The following is a 14,144-nucleotide window of genomic DNA, read 5'->3' as shown; positions in this document are numbered from 1 at the left end:
TTACAGGAGCGGATGGCAAATCCAACTGAGACGGTTTTAAATTCAACACGATATGATTGAGATACAAAAGGTATTAGACTCTGATATTGAAGTACTACGGTCAGCGGCAATATCTGCTTTCCTTGATGACGAAAGGTATAAGCCAGAAAATGCACTACCAGGTGGTCCCCCTGGCCACGATCAACTCGAAGAACATGTTCGATGGATTAGGAAGCATGATTACTTTAAATGTGTTTTTCACGGTAATATTATCGGTGGCTGCATCGTCAAAAAGCATCCATCTCATTACGAACTTTATGGGATCTTCCTTCGCAGCAATTTTATCGGAAAAGGAATAGGTAGCGAGTTTCTGAATGGTGTGATGAAAATGTATCCAGATAGATCACCTTGGCTGCTTGAAACTCCAGATTATTCAAAACGGAACCATAGATTCTATGAACACAACGGTTTCACTGTGAGCTTAAAAACCAACATAGACCCCAATTTGGGGTATGGCTTCATCATTTATCAAAAGCCTGCCTCAAAGTAGTCTTACAGAATCTAACCATATAATATTTTAAAGGAAGAAAATACAATGCGTATTCCGCCGCATTGTGACCACTCATTCCGCTGCAAACTGTCCATCGATTCCGCTGGATTGTGACCACCCATTCCGGAACATTGTGACCACCGATTCCGCTTCATTGTGACCACCTTCATCGGGTGAGCCGACGCTGGATCAATCGAACTTTTTTCGGTAATCCTTCCCATTTCTATTTTGGGGAGGATCAATGGCAAAGGACCGATTATCCATGCGAAAACTCAAAGAAGTGCTCAGGCTCAAATTCGACCACCAGCTGACTAACCGCAATATCGCCAAAAGCTGCGCCATCTCCCACGTCACTGTGGGAAAGTACCTGGAGATGGCCAGGCAGGCCGGGATCACCTGGCCGCTTCCCGATGACATCGATGACGCCCGTCTTGAACAACGCCTTTATGCCAACGCCCCCCAGGCGGCATCTGACAAGTCGGTCATGCCGCCCATGCATTACCTGTTCAAGGAACTCAAAAAGAAGCACGTCACCTTGCAGCTGCTGTGGTACGAATACAAACAGAACAACCCCGACGGATACCAGTACAGCTATTTTTGCGAACTGTATCAAAAGTGGCGCAAGCAATTGGATGTCAGCCTGCGCCAGGAGCATCGCGCCGGGGAAAAGGCTTTCATCGATTATGCCGGTCAGACGGTTCCCATCTATAACCCGGATGCCGGCAAGGTTGATTTGGAAGCCCAGGTTTTCATCGCCACCCTGGGGGCCAGCAACTACAGTTATGCCGAAGCCACGGCTTCCCAGAAACTGCCCGACTGGATCAAATCCCACATCCGCGCCCTGGAGTTCTTCGGCGGGGTTCCCCAGATCCTGGTGCCCGACAACCTGAAAAGCGGCGTCACCCACCCGTGCCGCTACGAACCCGACGTCAATCCCACCTACCTGGACCTGGCCCGGCACTATGGCATCACGGTCATTCCGGCAAGGCCCGGAAAACCCAAAGACAAGGCCAAGGTGGAGTCGTCGGTATTGATCGTCGAACGCTGGATACTGGCGGCATTGAGGAACCACCGTTTCTTCTCATTGGCAGAACTCAATCAGGCGATAAGTGAGAAGTTGATTATATTCAATCAGCGCCCCTTGCAGAAAATGAAAGTCTCCCGGGAGCACCTTTTCGAAACCATCGACCGTCCGGCGCTGGCCGCGTTGCCTGTCCACCCCTACGAGTTCGCCCAATGGAAAAAAGCGACCGTCAATATCGATTATCACGTGGAGATGGACCGGCACTATTACAGCGTGCCTTACCAGCTGCGGGGCAAGAAACTCGACGTGAGCATGACTGCCACCACCATCGCGATCTTCCATAAAAACCGCCGGGTCGCCAGTCATGCCAGAAGCCACCGCAAATACGGTCACACCACCCTTGCCGAACACATGCCCAAGGCCCACCAGCGACACCTGCAGTGGACCCCTTCACGGATTATCCATTGGGCGGGGAAGACCGGCCCATGCACCCAGCGCGTGGTCACGGAGATTATGGAGCGTAAACAGCATCCGGAACAGGGCTTTCGATCTTGTCTGGGGGTGATGCGCCTGGGCAAACGCTATACCCCCCAGCGCCTTGAAAAGGCCTGTGAACGGGCGGTGGCCATCGGCGCCTATACGTTTAAAAATGTCGAATCGATCCTGAAGAACGGGCTTGACCGGCAGCCGCTGACAACACCAGGAAATCGGCGCCCGGCTGCCGTCCATCCCAATATCAGAGGACCTCATTATTACCGGCAGAAGGAGGACCGCTCATGCTGACGCAACAGACGCTGGACAAGCTGCACGATATGAAGCTGGCCGCCATGGCCAACGCCTTTACCGAGCAGTTGGGGCAGCCGGACCTGAATGAACTGAGTTTTGAAGACCGCTTCGCCATGCTGGTGGACCGGCAATGGACCTTTAAAGAGGACCGGCGCATGACCCGGCTGCTAAGAACTGCCAGGCTCCGGGACAGCGCCTGCATCGAGAATATCGACTTCAAGACGCCCCGCGCCCTGGACAAATCCCTGGTGGTCAGGCTCTCCGGCAGCGACTGGATCAAGAAAGCCCAGAACGCGATCGTCCTCGGGCCCACCGGTGTCGGCAAAACCTATCTGGCCTGTGCTATCGCCAACAGCACCTGCCGCAACGGCTTTGCCTCCATGTACAAGCGGGCACCGCGACTTTACCAGGAAGTTGCCATTGCCCGGGCCGATGGCTCCTATCCGAAACTGATGAACAAGTTGTCAAAGGTCAAGGTCCTGATCATCGACGATTTTTGTATCGCCCCGATGACCGACCCGGAACGTCGGGATCTTTTAGAGGTGCTGGAGGATCGCCAGTCGATCTCCTCCACCATCATCGCCACCCAGGTTCCCGTCGAAAACTGGATCGAGCATATCGGCGATCCCACCCTGGCCGATGCCATTTTGGACCGCCTCGTTCACAACGCCCACAAGATAAATTTGAAAGGAGAATCCATGCGAAAAATCCGCTCGTCCTTGACGAAATCCGCCAAGTCTGGAAGGTAGGGAAAACCGGCGTCGCTTCGCTCCGATGAGGTGGACAGTTTGCAGCGGAACAACTGGTCACAATAAAGCGGAACGGGTGGTCACTTTCCTCCGGAATGACTGGTCAGTTTGAGCGGAATACGCATACTTGAACGCACTGGTGGCTTTGGACAAGGTTTCGGCGGTAAATATTAAACGCAAGAAGAGGAAAACAAATAATGAGGTCGGCATTAACAGCCGCGGCAGTCTCATTATTCCGAAGAAGTTGGTCGATGCAATGGATTTGGACAAAACAGCCCTTTTTACCGTGGTTAAGGACGGAACAGATCTCTTTCTAAAGGCCAAAAAACGCCCCCCGAAAACAATTCTCAGGAAAAAAAGTAAGTAGCTGGCATTGGACCATTAGAATCCGAGAGTGTTAACTCTTTGAGCCATTCACCTTTGCCCGCAACTGGCCGGAGCATTTAAATGTCACCACGCGTCTTGCTGGAAGGATTGCAGATTCACCCGTCGCTGGATTTCTCCCCTTACGCGCCCACTTATGCTTGACACAAAACTTGCCGAATCCAGAAACCAGCACATCATCGCCCGATTCCAGCGTGGATTTGATAATCTCAAGCAGTGTTTCCACCGTAAGCGTCTACTCAACCGCTCCCTATCTGGCGGCATCAATGACGAGTTGACCGACTCGGTTGGGAAGAAGTTCGAGAATGTCCGGTTCGCTATGAGCCAGGGGAAGTTTCTCAAATAGGTAGCGAAGATAGGCATAAGGTTCCAGACCATTGGCCTTGGCGGTTTCGATCAGGCTGAAGAACGTCGCGCTGGCTTCGGCTCCGTCGGGGGCTCCGGCAAACAACCAGTTCTTGCGGCCTAATACAAACGGGCGGATGGCATTTTCGGCCACATTGTTGTCCGGCTTTAAAAACCCGGCCTCAAGGTAAACCACCAATTTATCCCATTGATTCAAGGCGTATTGAATCGCCTTGCCGAGCAGGCTCTTCGGGGGAACTTGGGGATGATGGACCTCCAGCCAGGTTTTGAATCGATCCAGTATCGGTTTGGCCTCTTGCTGCCGCAGATTCCGGATCTGCTCGAATGACAACTCGTTTTGACTGGCCTGCTTTTCGATATGGTACAACGCACCGATATAATCCAGTGCTTCGTCGGCCAGGCCTCTGGTTGCCGCCTGCTTGCCGCGGGCCTTTTTGCGGACCTTGACTACCTCCACAAACTTGCGCCGTACGTGCACCAGACAACCCAAATGGGCAATGCCCGGTTTCCCGGTCAGATGGTCATAACCGCTATAGCCGTCGCTTTGGATATAACCCTGGTAGCCATCCAGAAGTCCCAGCGCCAATTGTCCACTGCGCGTGGGATGGTATTGATACAAAACCACCGGCCTGGATAGCGGCCCGCCGCAAAACACCCACATGAACGACTTGGTGGTGTTGCTGCGGCCCGGTTCCTTGAGCACCTGCAATGGACTTTCGTCGATATTGATCAATGGCCCGCTGCGGATCTCCTGTTGCAGCAAGTCGATGACCGGCCGGCAACACATTGCGGCCTGGATCATCCAGTTGGCCAGCGTCGCCCGTGACAACTCAACCCCCAACCGGTTGAATATCTTTTGCTGGCGGTACAATGGCAAAGCATCGGCAAACTTGGAAACGGCGATGTGGGCCAGCAGCCCTTCAGTGGCCATGCTTTTGGGGATCAACTGCACCGGCACCGGGGCAATTTTGACCGTGGGGCCATCATCCTCAACGCCTTCGCAGCGTTTACACGCGTACTTGAAGCGGATGTGACGGATCACCTGAACCCTGGCCGGAACGTAATCGAGCTTTTCGCAGGTCTCTTCACCGATGCGGCTCAGCGTTGCCCCACATGCACACTGCTTCTCTTCTTCAGGCAGGTCGTGGACAACCTCAACCCGGGGAAGATCCTCAGGCAGCGGCTTGCGCCCCCGTTTTTTGCGGGTATGTCCTTTGATCGCTATGGGTTCATCGGTATGAACCGGCTCGACCGGTTCAGGGGGCGTGAACAACTGCAGCTGATTGGGATTAACCGCCGGGCGAACTTCGCTTTTGCGGCCAAAGATTTCGTTCTGGAGCAGACGCAGCATCTCCTGCAAATGGTCGATCTGTTGCTGCTGAGAAGTAATTATCTGCTTGAGTGATTCAGTGTCATCGGGCAGTTGATTCGATTCCAAAACCATGCCCGTTGTATATCATAACATGCTGGATTTGTATATATTATTTTTCATTTTAGGTCGAAATTTCAGCTGGCAAAACGGTAGCTTAAATGCTCATGAGCGTGCGAATAATCCAGTCCGGCGAGAAGCCATCCAAGCTCTTTCGCTCCTAAAGAAACGACCTGTTCGGTGCTCGTGGGCCAGTGGAATCGATGCTTCTCCAGTCGTTTGTGCCAGAGCGCAAATCCGTTTTTATCCCAGTACAAAATTTTTATCATGTTGCGCCGCCGATTGCAGAAAACGAACAGATCCCCGGCAAAGGCGTTCAGGTCCATGGCCTGCTCCACCAGCACTGACAGACCGTTGATCGACTTACGCATGTCGGTGCTGCCCACGGCCAGAAAGACTTGCTTGGGATTGTGCGGCAACATCATAAAGCAGCAACCATGGCCACGAGTTGGTTAATTTCGTTAAACCCGTGTCGGTTGTCAATTTCAATGGTGAAGCCGTTGGGCGTTCGGATACGAACCGTTGGATGATTTTGTGCCAGGGTTCCGGATAGCGTTACCGGCAAAAAAGACACCTCGTTTTGCGGGGCCAAAATCCGCCGTCTCCAATGATAAAACTGGTGGGCTTTGAGATTGTGACTGCGACAATAGGCGGCTTGGCTATGGTCGCTATTCTGCCATTGTTCAACATGGCTTTCCCAAAAGCTGCGCCTTTGATGGGAATCGAATAGATGGTAGTCTTCCGGCATGTGTTCTCCTCCTTTCCTGAAGGAGCATATTGCCACGCCTTTCCGGTTTTGTGAAGATGGGGTTAAATGGACACTTACTTTCCACCACCTCAACTGACCGGTCATTGGGTAAATCTGTTTGAGCTTGTACCTTCTCGACGATCGACTGTTTGATGAGTGCCATTGATGACCGTGATCCTATGAAGGTTTGATCCAGATAGACAAATAACTCAAGGTACGTAAAGAATAATCAGGATATCTTTTTTAGCGATATGCCCGCTTTGGTTTTTCGAACGTTGAATTTATCTCCCTCGGCAAACCCCATCGTCTGGACGAGGTCTTTAGAAATGATTACACTCCCTCCCTTGCCAACAAATACCTCTTTGACGGCTGATGTTTGTGAGGACGTCCTACCGGTCTTGATCTCCGGGGCCTTACCCGTTTCTATCAGGGCGTTCAGATAATGCGTTTTGAACTGGGCCGCCGTGTTAAACTTGAACGCTTTCATAATTTCGGATTGATGGGCTCCGCTTTGGACCATTTTAATCAATTTGGCGTGATCGACGTTTTTTTTCGCTGGCATCACTTAGCTCCTTTGTTAAATTGAAAATGTTTTTTATATCATCCGCATATCCAATAAAAATCAAGGAAAATTCAATCATGATATGAAAACAAGATTCAAACCGGTGACAGCGAATATCCTATCCAATGCCAATTCTATCATCGAAAATTGTGTCGTCAAAGATCATGGATATTTTGATAGTGCCCTTGAAACTTTGGGCAGCGGAAGCAACCTTTCATAGTGAGAAGTTATTGACATTTACATATGAGCGCTTTAGAAGAAGTGAACAATCACATAACGCTCATAAGAACCGGTTCTGTGGATGTTGTGAAATTACCTGATAGAATTGATCACACCAAATAGATATTCAGCTGCGAAGGAAATACAGCAAATAGCTTCATAAAAACCAAAACTTTAATCCATTCGCGACTGGTCCGACTATCCGGGCCCATAGCTCAGTTGGCAGAGCCACCGGCTCATAACCGGTCGGTCCCTGGTTCGATCCCAGGTGGGCCCACTTTTTTATAGCCTTGATAAATTGAAGGGCTTCTGGATAAATCCGCCGCACCCCTTTGTAGGATATCTCGGGCCATGCCTTTAATTCCATAGCCGATGGAAATTTTATCCACACTTAAGGAAGGTGCTAATATAGATTCATAGGTGGCTGGACGGTAGTCCTTTGAATCTGGTTACGCCAAGCCATGGGAGGCCTGATTTTTTGGATGTCGTCCAGCCGATTCTGTTCTTTCAGGCGGTGGTAAATATCCATCCATGCACAAGGAATTTCCTGGCTGACTTCACATTTGCCTTTGTTGGTGCCTCCGCAGGGTCCGTTAAACAAGCCTTTGGCACATCGGGTAACCGGACAGATACCACCGGTATAACCGATAACGCATTCACCGCAAGCGCGACACCTTTCCTCATAGACGCCTATTGCCCTGTCGACACCGATTGATACAGTGTCTACAGCAGGGAAGACAGGGGTTTTTGGGAAACGCTCGGCCAACAACTGTGTGCCGGCTCCGCAGGCCATGGAAATCAGGCAATCATATCTCTCGATCATGCCATCAAGTTCATCGAAATACTTCATATTGCATTGCCGTTCCAACGTATAACAGTCGACTCGACCACTGAGCTTTTCCATTTTCAATCGTCGGGCGAGTTCCTTACTCAGGATTTGGGATTCTTTCTGGCCGCCGGCCAAGCAGACGGAAACACAACCACCGCATCCTAAATTTAATATACGCCCATACGGTTTGATGATGTCGAGAATTTCCTGAATCGGTTTTTGTTGGGCCTTAATCATTGAAAAATTCCCTTTATTGATCGACAATCCCTACATTTCACCCTAATGCGGTATCGATTGGTTTTTTTTGATATGGCACTCACCACACAGTTCAGGTCCGGACGGGACCCCTTTAATACGGCTTTCCCGGTGGCATCCTAAACACTGCTTGTGATAGGCACGCTTCAATTCATTCTTTAATCCCTTGTCATGACAAGCCCTGCACCGGATAGCAGAGTTTCCCTCATATAACTCATCCGTATCAAGATTGTTTTGACCATCTAAATAATCGTGATGACAGTATAAACAATCGAAGCTGTCCGTGTGAAGGTCGTGGGGGAAATAAACCGAAGCGCGTTGAACAATTGGATAAGCATCGGTATTGTTTAAGAGCAAATCATCCTCTTGGCCGAAAACAATTGACGATGCAAGCAGCGATATTAGACCACAAAGCATTACGATATAAAAGCCATTGTTTATATTGGCAATCATTCTCTTCAGAGTCATTTTTTGATAGGAACTTCCTATTGAAAAGAGTTAACAATGATCTTCCTGTCCTGACTTCTATTTCGAACGGGTTCATTCTTCATCATATCTTCGATAGATATTTTGTGTTCGGCATATTTTACGCCCCAATGCGATCATATCCGGAATATCGATACCAAACGGGCAGTAACATCGTGTACACAGAACGCACCGATTCCAGACGATATCCCCGATCTCTTGCAGACACTGCCGATCAACCTCTCCTTTCTTCCTGTATAAAACGCCTATGGTGTGGATGAATTTGTGCGACGGCATGTAGATGGGATCCTTGCCTCGGGTCATGTATAAGAAGCAGCTTTCTGCACACAAGCTGCAGCGAACGCATATCTTGAGCCAAAGCTTCATTTTAGGCTTCTCTGTTTCAAGGATTGCCTTTATCATACCTGTATCTATGGCATTTAGTGCGTTTTCTCTCATAGAAAATTCCGTAGCTAAACAGTTACTCTTCAAGACCAGACACGGCTTCCTTGGCCCAAAGTGTGTTCGTTGATCACAAAAAACCGATTGAATACGAAAAAGATCAAATGCACCATCTTCGTGAATGGAATCGCGGCAAGCATCAATTCTCCTGAAATTATATGAAATAGCATCATCGTGCGATAATTAAAAATCTGATGATACGCCAGATAGCCGGTTAGAAACGGCATCGTTGCCAACGCGAGGACTGTATAGTCTGTCAACGAACTGATTGAACGAAGCTTTTTAAATACGATTCGGCGCGTCAAAAAATATGAGGCACAGAGTAATACGACAACCGTGAGAATGTCGGAGGTGTTCTCGTTTAGGGCAGGCAGGCTCATTCCCAAGGAAAAATTGATCAGCTCGTTGTGACCCATCAGGAATAGTGGAGTGAACACCAAGCATAGGTGATAAATCAAACTGACGATAATCGTTACCGGATGAACACCAAGCACCGTATACTGACCCATTTTTAGAAAATGACCAATACGACCAAAAAAGGATTGGTGCCTCGGTCCATTAGCAAGGTTCAATAATGCTATCCGATAAGGAGGCGATACTTTCTTACTAAGCAAAAAGAATCTAACTCCCTGATATATCGTTCCACCGATGAATACAGCGATGGATAACCAAAATAGAGGCCCACGAACCAAATTATACATAATTATCCTGTACCGAATAACACCACCTGTAGCTGATCGTTGATTTCCTGGCCCACGGCTCCGGCGACCTCGACAACCGAAAACAACTTTTCTTTGCTCAGGCGCTTATTTTCAGTTTGTTTAGCTATCCATTATTTGGTTCGCCTAACTCCGCAATAACTGCTTTTTAGTTCTTCCAGTGCATCGTCAGACATACCAAAACTATGGTAAGAGGTTGGAAATTCCGAGGAACGGACCTCATCCCCGTATGTTTTGATAGCTTCGATGATCGTGGGACGAATGCTTGTATACTGCTTGACGAACTTGGGTACGAAGCGATCGAAGAGGCCTACCATGTCATGGGTGACCAGCACCTGTCCATCCACGTCCACGCCGGCGCCGATGCCAATCACCGGCACGGCCACCGATTCGGCGATGAGCCGACCCAGCGGTGCGGGTACCGCTTCGACAACTATGGAAAAAGCTCCGGCTGTTGCCAAAGCCTTGGCGTCGTCAATGATCTTCCGAGCAGCTGCAGCGTCTTTGCCCTGCATCTTGAAGCCGCCCAGGGCTCCGGCGGTCTGGGGGGTTAGACCGACGTGTCCCTGAACGGGGATTCCTGCTTTGACGATTGCCTCCACCACCGGAGCAAAATTCGACCCGCCTTCTAATTTGACCGCATCGCAGCCGCCCTCTTTCATCAATCGACCGGCATTGATGATAGCATCCCGAATACCGGTGTTGTAAGTCATAAAGGGCATGTCGCCCACGACCACCGGCCGTTTGCAGCCGCGTACCACTGCTTTGATGTGATGGATCATCATTTCCAACGTTACCTGGACAGTGCTGTCTAATCCAAGCACCACCATTCCCAGAGAATCCCCAACGAGAACCATGTCGACCCCGGCCTCGTCGGCCATCAGTCCGAAAGGGTAGTCATAGGCAGTGACCATGATCAATTTGCGGCTTTCTTTCTTGGCTTGCAGGATATCCAAAATACCTACTTTGGAAACAGTCATCGATTACCTCCTAAAATGGTGACCATAATGGCATAGAGGCCCATGCCTTTTAGCCTGACATTCCGTGGGTGAGTTGCATATTCTAAGACACGATAGTTTCATACGCCCTGTTAATGACCGCATGTATTGCCATTATTAATTTTCGGCTGGTCGTATCAGTAGTGGGCCTCAAGGGTCTCTATGAGTGATGTCAGGGTACGGTTGACCGGGACTTGAACACCTAATTGTTGGGCCATGCGTACGATAAATCCATTGATTGCGTGAATTTCAGTTGGCCTTCGTTTATCCACATCCTGGCCCATGGATGAACGATTATGCGCAGTAGCTGTTGCTGCCAGGAACGTCTTCTCCACCGGATCTTCTTGGATAGTGATGCCCATGGCGCGAGCGACCGACACGGCTTCGTAGACCGCCTCACGTGAGATCTGACGGGTCTGTTCAAGATCCAGTAACTGCCCGTTGCTAATGCCGGTCAGGGCGGTGATGGCATTAATCCCTACATTGATAAACAGCTTGGACCACAACATACTTTGAACATCGGCAACCGTCCGGGTGATAATGCCGGCCTGATTGAATCGCTCGGCAATAATTTTAGCACCGAACATGATTGTTTTTTCCCAGGGGCCAATCACCGTTTCTCCGATTCCGGCATGACGAATTTTCCCCGGCGCCAATAATGTGGCACCGTGGGAAGTCGTACCGGCGATGATCCGCAATGGATCAATTCTCTCGGAGAGTGTCTCAATATTTCCCATACCATTTTGCAGAGTCAGCACCCAGCCCTCGCTTCCGGACAGTTCAGCAGCTGTTCGGACAACATCGGCGGTATGGGTAGACTTAACGAATACAAATGACAGGTCCACAATACCGATTTGATCCGGATCCGTTGTCGCTGTTATTTTCACCGTACGGCGTTGATAGCCATCTTCGATGATCAGGCCGTTGGCGTTGATCGAATCCACATGATCCTTCCTGATGTCGAGTAGTGTAACGGTTTCTCCCGCTTCGGCCAGCAGCGCGCCGAAAAGGCTGCCCATGGCGCCGGCCCCGATCATGGCAATTTTCATCGTTGCTCTTCAATTATTTCTGGATGTTAAGATATGACCAAGCTGGCGATCGAAAGACCTGTCTGTCAGAGTCCATCCGTGCGATCCTTGATTCGGTTCTCGGGATTCAAGATCAACACAACGGGTCGGTGCTCATCGGCCTCGGATTCATCGACAAGGGCGTAACTGACGATGATGACATGGTCGCCGGATTGGACCAAGCGGGCGGCGGCGCCGTTGAGGCAGATCTGGCCGCTGGTGCCAGGTATCACATAGGTCGAAAAACGGGCGCCGGTATTGCAGTTGTATACGTCAACCTTTTCATTTACCCGGAGGCGTGCGGCATCGATGAGTTCGCTGTCGATGGAGATCGAACCTTCGTAATTCAGGTCGGACCCTGTGACCGTGGCCCGGTGAAGTTTGGATTTGAGCATCGCAATCTGCATGGTAACCATCCGCTATGATTCCATTTTATATATCAACGATAATCCTCATGGCACTAAATGTGTTCGCCTTTTTCGTATAAAGGCAGATTGTCGATCAGCCTCACCTCGCCGCAATGAATCGCCGCGCAGCGCCGGCCTTTAAAATCCTGGACATAGTCCACCGCAAACCCATCCGCTTCAAGCAGACGGGCCACCTGTTCGGCCGGCGCCTGGGTAGACAGGATCCTGGGAAATCCGGCGGCTTTTTGGCGATCGACTTGGGATAGGCGGAAATTGCGCGAACTCAGGGCCAGTTGGTCCGTATCGCGAACCGTGGGGCAACCCACAATGGTCACGGGCATGAAAAAAGCTTCCACCATCCCCTTGACCAACTGGAGTTGCTGCCAATCCTTCTCGCCAAAGTAGGCACGATCCGGTCGTGCCAGGTTCAACAGCTTCATGACCACGCTGAGCACTCCATCGAAGTGCCCGGGGCGGTGGGCGCCGCAAAGCAGGCGGCTGACTTCACTTTCCGAAACGCGATAACGATAGTCGTCAGGATATAGTTCGTTGTAGTCGGGGAAGAAAATGGCATCCACCCCTTCATCTTCACACAGCTTCCGGTCCGCTTCAAAGGTGTTCGGATAGTTGGCCAGATCTTCCTGGTCATTGAATTGGGTGGGGTTAACGAACAGGCTGATGGTGCAGATATCATTTTCCTGTCGGCAGCGGCGGATTAATGACTGGTGTCCCGCATGAAGGGCTCCCATGGTAGGGACAAGACCAACGCTTTGCGTTGGAGGTATCGCGTTGCGCCATTTCTGCCAGGCGCTGATACTATTAAGGATTTTCATTTAACTTGTTCCATTCCTGATTAAAATAACCATTCATGAGGTTGTGTTCCAGGTAGCGGGGGCGGCGCCAGTAGATGCATTCATAGGAAGACACTCAACCGTTGTCGTAAGGCCTCGAATTTTTCGTTGATTATTTCTGCAATTTCTTTGACCACTTCCCCTGCGCCTTTCTCACCATGAATCATCCCGGCGACCTGGCCACAGCAGATTTCCGCATCCTCGGCCCTGCCAAGGTGCTGAGAATAGTATTGGGAATGCTCATTCAGAAAGTTTTTCAGGTCACCACTGCTTGCGCCGGCCTGCTTCATCCTCAGATATTCCTTGGTGAAGTCGTTGATCAGATCCCTGGCGATCATATAATCCTTGGGCAACGAAACGGTGCACACATCGTTCTTTTCAACAATGGCCTGCCTGACATGGGCGTGGCTCTCGGACTCACGCGTAACCATGAAGCGCGTCCCCATGTAAACGCCGTCGGCCCCCAGTGCCATGATCGCAAGGACACCACGTGCATCGCCGATACCACCGCCGGCAATCACGGGAACATCAACGCTATCGGCAACCATGGGCGTCAATGTCAGTGTTGTCAGTTCCGTAAACCCTTTGTGGCCACCGGCTTCATATCCTTCGCAAATGACCGCGTCCACTCCGGCGGCTTCGGCTTTCTGGCCGTGTCGAGGTGTGGAGATCGCGTGAAGGACTTTAATCCCGGCGGCTTTAAGTGTATCGGTATAAATTTCCGGACGACCGACAGAAACAATGGCCGCCGGTACCGATTCTTCAATGATTACCTCGACGATTTTCTTCGAGTATTTCATATCCTCTCCCACACCGACAACAACATTCACGGCAAAGGGAGCCTTGGAGAGCTGCCTGACCTTCTTTATCTGAGCACGCATTCGTTCACCGGTTAAATCGACATCCGAGGTAATCTCCTTGGCGCCGCAATTGGGTCCAAGGGTGCCAAGTCCACCGGCATTGGACACCGCCGCGACCAGCTCGGCACCGCTGACCCAATTCATGGGTGCCTGGATGATAGGATATTTTATCTCCAAAAGTTCACATACGCGATTAGTCATCAATGCGTTCTCCTTTCACTATTATGGTCGGCAAGTGGCAAAGCTGTTTTTATTTTGGAAGCGATGGGTTATTCTCTTTTATTGACCTCATTGGAAAGTTCTATCCTGTCAGATGCAGACCTATCGTCTTTTAATAGGATCTCCGATAGCCGGCAATTTGGGCAACAGGCACCATTATTTTCTGATGGCTTGAACCTCAGGCCACATTGCAGGCATCGTACGGGTATATCGGGA

The 14,144-nt window shown here is 50.4% G+C and carries 17 protein-coding genes, 1 tRNA gene and 1 pseudogene; 5 read left to right on the top strand and 14 right to left on the bottom strand.

Annotated elements, in window-relative coordinates; all coding sequences use genetic code 11:
- The first annotated feature begins 52 nt into the window (after nt 1–52).
- From GN111_RS26405 to GN111_RS26390, 4 genes are all read left to right on the top strand, one after another.
- Nucleotides 53–529, top strand: a complete 477-nt coding sequence (locus GN111_RS26405; protein ID WP_155306613.1) for a GNAT family N-acetyltransferase — start codon at nt 53–55, stop codon at nt 527–529.
- 241 nt (nt 530–770) lie between these two features.
- Entirely contained in the window at nt 771–2,336 is a 1,566-nt protein-coding gene (gene istA / locus GN111_RS26400) for an IS21 family transposase (protein ID WP_155306511.1), read from the top strand.
- A complete protein-coding gene (istB, locus tag GN111_RS26395) occupies nt 2,330–3,088 on the top strand; it encodes an IS21-like element helper ATPase IstB (RefSeq protein ID WP_155306512.1) in 759 nt (252 codons plus the stop codon). The genes istA and istB overlap by 7 nt, the downstream gene beginning before the upstream one ends.
- 127 nt (nt 3,089–3,215) lie before the next feature.
- Nucleotides 3,216–3,455 carry a hypothetical protein gene (locus GN111_RS26390; protein ID WP_155306612.1) on the top strand — a complete coding sequence of 80 codons (240 nt, stop codon included), beginning with the start codon at nt 3,216–3,218 and terminating at the stop codon, nt 3,453–3,455.
- Between the two features lie 30 nt (nt 3,456–3,485).
- Here the strand turns inward: GN111_RS26390 and GN111_RS26385 are convergent.
- From GN111_RS26385 to GN111_RS26365, 5 genes and pseudogenes are all read right to left on the bottom strand, one after another.
- Nucleotides 3,486–3,698 (bottom strand): annotated as a pseudogene (locus GN111_RS26385) (integration host factor subunit alpha); the annotation flags it as partial.
- Between the two features lie 24 nt (nt 3,699–3,722).
- Nucleotides 3,723–5,282: an IS66 family transposase gene (gene tnpC / locus GN111_RS26380; protein ID WP_155306563.1), complete on the bottom strand. Its 1,560-nt coding sequence runs from the start codon at nt 5,280–5,282 to the stop codon at nt 3,723–3,725.
- A gap of 62 nt (nt 5,283–5,344) precedes the next feature.
- Entirely contained in the window at nt 5,345–5,692 is a 348-nt protein-coding gene (tnpB, locus tag GN111_RS26375; RefSeq protein ID WP_155306562.1) for an IS66 family insertion sequence element accessory protein TnpB, read from the bottom strand.
- Nucleotides 5,689–6,015 (bottom strand): IS66 family insertion sequence element accessory protein TnpA, encoded by a 327-nt coding sequence (tnpA, locus tag GN111_RS26370; RefSeq protein ID WP_155306561.1) that lies wholly within the window; start codon nt 6,013–6,015, stop codon nt 5,689–5,691. The genes tnpB and tnpA overlap by 4 nt, the downstream gene beginning before the upstream one ends.
- Before the next feature lie 229 nt (nt 6,016–6,244).
- The gene (locus GN111_RS26365; protein ID WP_155306610.1) at nt 6,245–6,577 is read right to left on the bottom strand and encodes a hypothetical protein; all 333 of its coding nucleotides are present in this window, start codon (nt 6,575–6,577) and stop codon (nt 6,245–6,247) included.
- 423 nt (nt 6,578–7,000) lie between these two features.
- Between GN111_RS26365 and GN111_RS26360 the strand changes: the two genes are divergently transcribed.
- A tRNA-Ile gene (locus tag GN111_RS26360) sits at nt 7,001–7,073 on the top strand.
- Nucleotides 7,074–7,199: 126 nt separating this feature from the next.
- Here the strand turns inward: GN111_RS26360 and GN111_RS26355 are convergent.
- The 9 genes from GN111_RS26355 to GN111_RS26315 all read right to left on the bottom strand — a co-directional run bounded on the left by GN111_RS26355 (nt 7,200) and on the right by GN111_RS26315 (nt 13,910).
- A complete protein-coding gene (locus tag GN111_RS26355; protein WP_155306609.1) occupies nt 7,200–7,862 on the bottom strand; it encodes a methylenetetrahydrofolate reductase C-terminal domain-containing protein in 663 nt (220 codons plus the stop codon).
- Nucleotides 7,863–7,904: 42 nt separating this feature from the next.
- A complete protein-coding gene (locus GN111_RS26350; RefSeq protein WP_155306608.1) occupies nt 7,905–8,348 on the bottom strand; it encodes a cytochrome c3 family protein in 444 nt (147 codons plus the stop codon).
- Nucleotides 8,349–8,420: 72 nt separating this feature from the next.
- Nucleotides 8,421–8,732, bottom strand: a complete 312-nt coding sequence (locus GN111_RS34020) for a 4Fe-4S dicluster domain-containing protein (RefSeq protein ID WP_269433861.1) — start codon at nt 8,730–8,732, stop codon at nt 8,421–8,423.
- A 101-nt stretch (nt 8,733–8,833) separates the two neighbouring features.
- On the bottom strand, nt 8,834–9,508 hold the full coding sequence (locus GN111_RS26340) for a hypothetical protein (RefSeq protein ID WP_155306606.1): 675 nt from the start codon (nt 9,506–9,508) through the stop codon (nt 8,834–8,836).
- Nucleotides 9,509–9,639: 131 nt separating this feature from the next.
- Nucleotides 9,640–10,506, bottom strand: coding sequence for a 3-methyl-2-oxobutanoate hydroxymethyltransferase (gene panB, locus GN111_RS26335; protein ID WP_155306605.1), 867 nt, complete (start codon nt 10,504–10,506; stop codon nt 9,640–9,642).
- A gap of 155 nt (nt 10,507–10,661) precedes the next feature.
- Nucleotides 10,662–11,573 carry a ketopantoate reductase family protein gene (locus GN111_RS26330; RefSeq protein ID WP_155306604.1) on the bottom strand — a complete coding sequence of 304 codons (912 nt, stop codon included), beginning with the start codon at nt 11,571–11,573 and terminating at the stop codon, nt 10,662–10,664.
- Between the two features lie 65 nt (nt 11,574–11,638).
- Nucleotides 11,639–11,998, bottom strand: coding sequence for an aspartate 1-decarboxylase (panD, locus tag GN111_RS26325; protein WP_155306603.1), 360 nt, complete (start codon nt 11,996–11,998; stop codon nt 11,639–11,641).
- Nucleotides 11,999–12,051: 53 nt separating this feature from the next.
- On the bottom strand, nt 12,052–12,831 hold the full coding sequence (gene panC / locus GN111_RS26320) for a pantoate--beta-alanine ligase (protein WP_155306602.1): 780 nt from the start codon (nt 12,829–12,831) through the stop codon (nt 12,052–12,054).
- 80 nt (nt 12,832–12,911) lie between these two features.
- Complete coding sequence (locus GN111_RS26315; RefSeq protein ID WP_155306601.1) at nt 12,912–13,910, bottom strand: NAD(P)H-dependent flavin oxidoreductase; 999 nt, start codon at nt 13,908–13,910, stop codon at nt 12,912–12,914.
- Between the last annotated feature and the right edge of the window lie 234 nt (nt 13,911–14,144).

This window comes from Desulfosarcina widdelii, from assembly GCF_009688965.1.
Lineage (GTDB): Bacteria > Desulfobacterota > Desulfobacteria > Desulfobacterales > Desulfosarcinaceae > Desulfosarcina > Desulfosarcina widdelii.
Note: the sequence above shows the minus strand (reverse complement) of the source record. Positions and strands in the feature narration are given on the sequence as shown.

Coding starts and splice junctions, on each gene's coding strand:
- tnpB (WP_155306562.1), bottom strand. CDS start 5,692: ATGATGTTGCCGCACAATCCCAAGCAAGTCTTTCTGGCCGTGGGCAGC.
- istB (WP_155306512.1), top strand. CDS start 2,330: ATGCTGACGCAACAGACGCTGGACAAGCTGCACGATATGAAGCTGGCC.
- GN111_RS26365 (WP_155306610.1), bottom strand. CDS start 6,577: ATGCCAGCGAAAAAAAACGTCGATCACGCCAAATTGATTAAAATGGTC.
- panB (WP_155306605.1), bottom strand. CDS start 10,506: ATGACTGTTTCCAAAGTAGGTATTTTGGATATCCTGCAAGCCAAGAAA.
- tnpC (WP_155306563.1), bottom strand. CDS start 5,282: ATGGTTTTGGAATCGAATCAACTGCCCGATGACACTGAATCACTCAAG.
- GN111_RS26405 (WP_155306613.1), top strand. CDS start 53: ATGATTGAGATACAAAAGGTATTAGACTCTGATATTGAAGTACTACGG.
- GN111_RS34020 (WP_269433861.1), bottom strand. CDS start 8,732: ATGAAGCTTTGGCTCAAGATATGCGTTCGCTGCAGCTTGTGTGCAGAA.
- GN111_RS26330 (WP_155306604.1), bottom strand. CDS start 11,573: ATGAAAATTGCCATGATCGGGGCCGGCGCCATGGGCAGCCTTTTCGGC.
- GN111_RS26340 (WP_155306606.1), bottom strand. CDS start 9,508: ATGTATAATTTGGTTCGTGGGCCTCTATTTTGGTTATCCATCGCTGTA.
- panC (WP_155306602.1), bottom strand. CDS start 12,831: ATGAAAATCCTTAATAGTATCAGCGCCTGGCAGAAATGGCGCAACGCG.
- GN111_RS26315 (WP_155306601.1), bottom strand. CDS start 13,910: ATGACTAATCGCGTATGTGAACTTTTGGAGATAAAATATCCTATCATC.
- panD (WP_155306603.1), bottom strand. CDS start 11,998: ATGCAGATTGCGATGCTCAAATCCAAACTTCACCGGGCCACGGTCACA.
- istA (WP_155306511.1), top strand. CDS start 771: ATGGCAAAGGACCGATTATCCATGCGAAAACTCAAAGAAGTGCTCAGG.
- GN111_RS26350 (WP_155306608.1), bottom strand. CDS start 8,348: ATGACTCTGAAGAGAATGATTGCCAATATAAACAATGGCTTTTATATC.
- GN111_RS26355 (WP_155306609.1), bottom strand. CDS start 7,862: ATGATTAAGGCCCAACAAAAACCGATTCAGGAAATTCTCGACATCATC.
- tnpA (WP_155306561.1), bottom strand. CDS start 6,015: ATGCCGGAAGACTACCATCTATTCGATTCCCATCAAAGGCGCAGCTTT.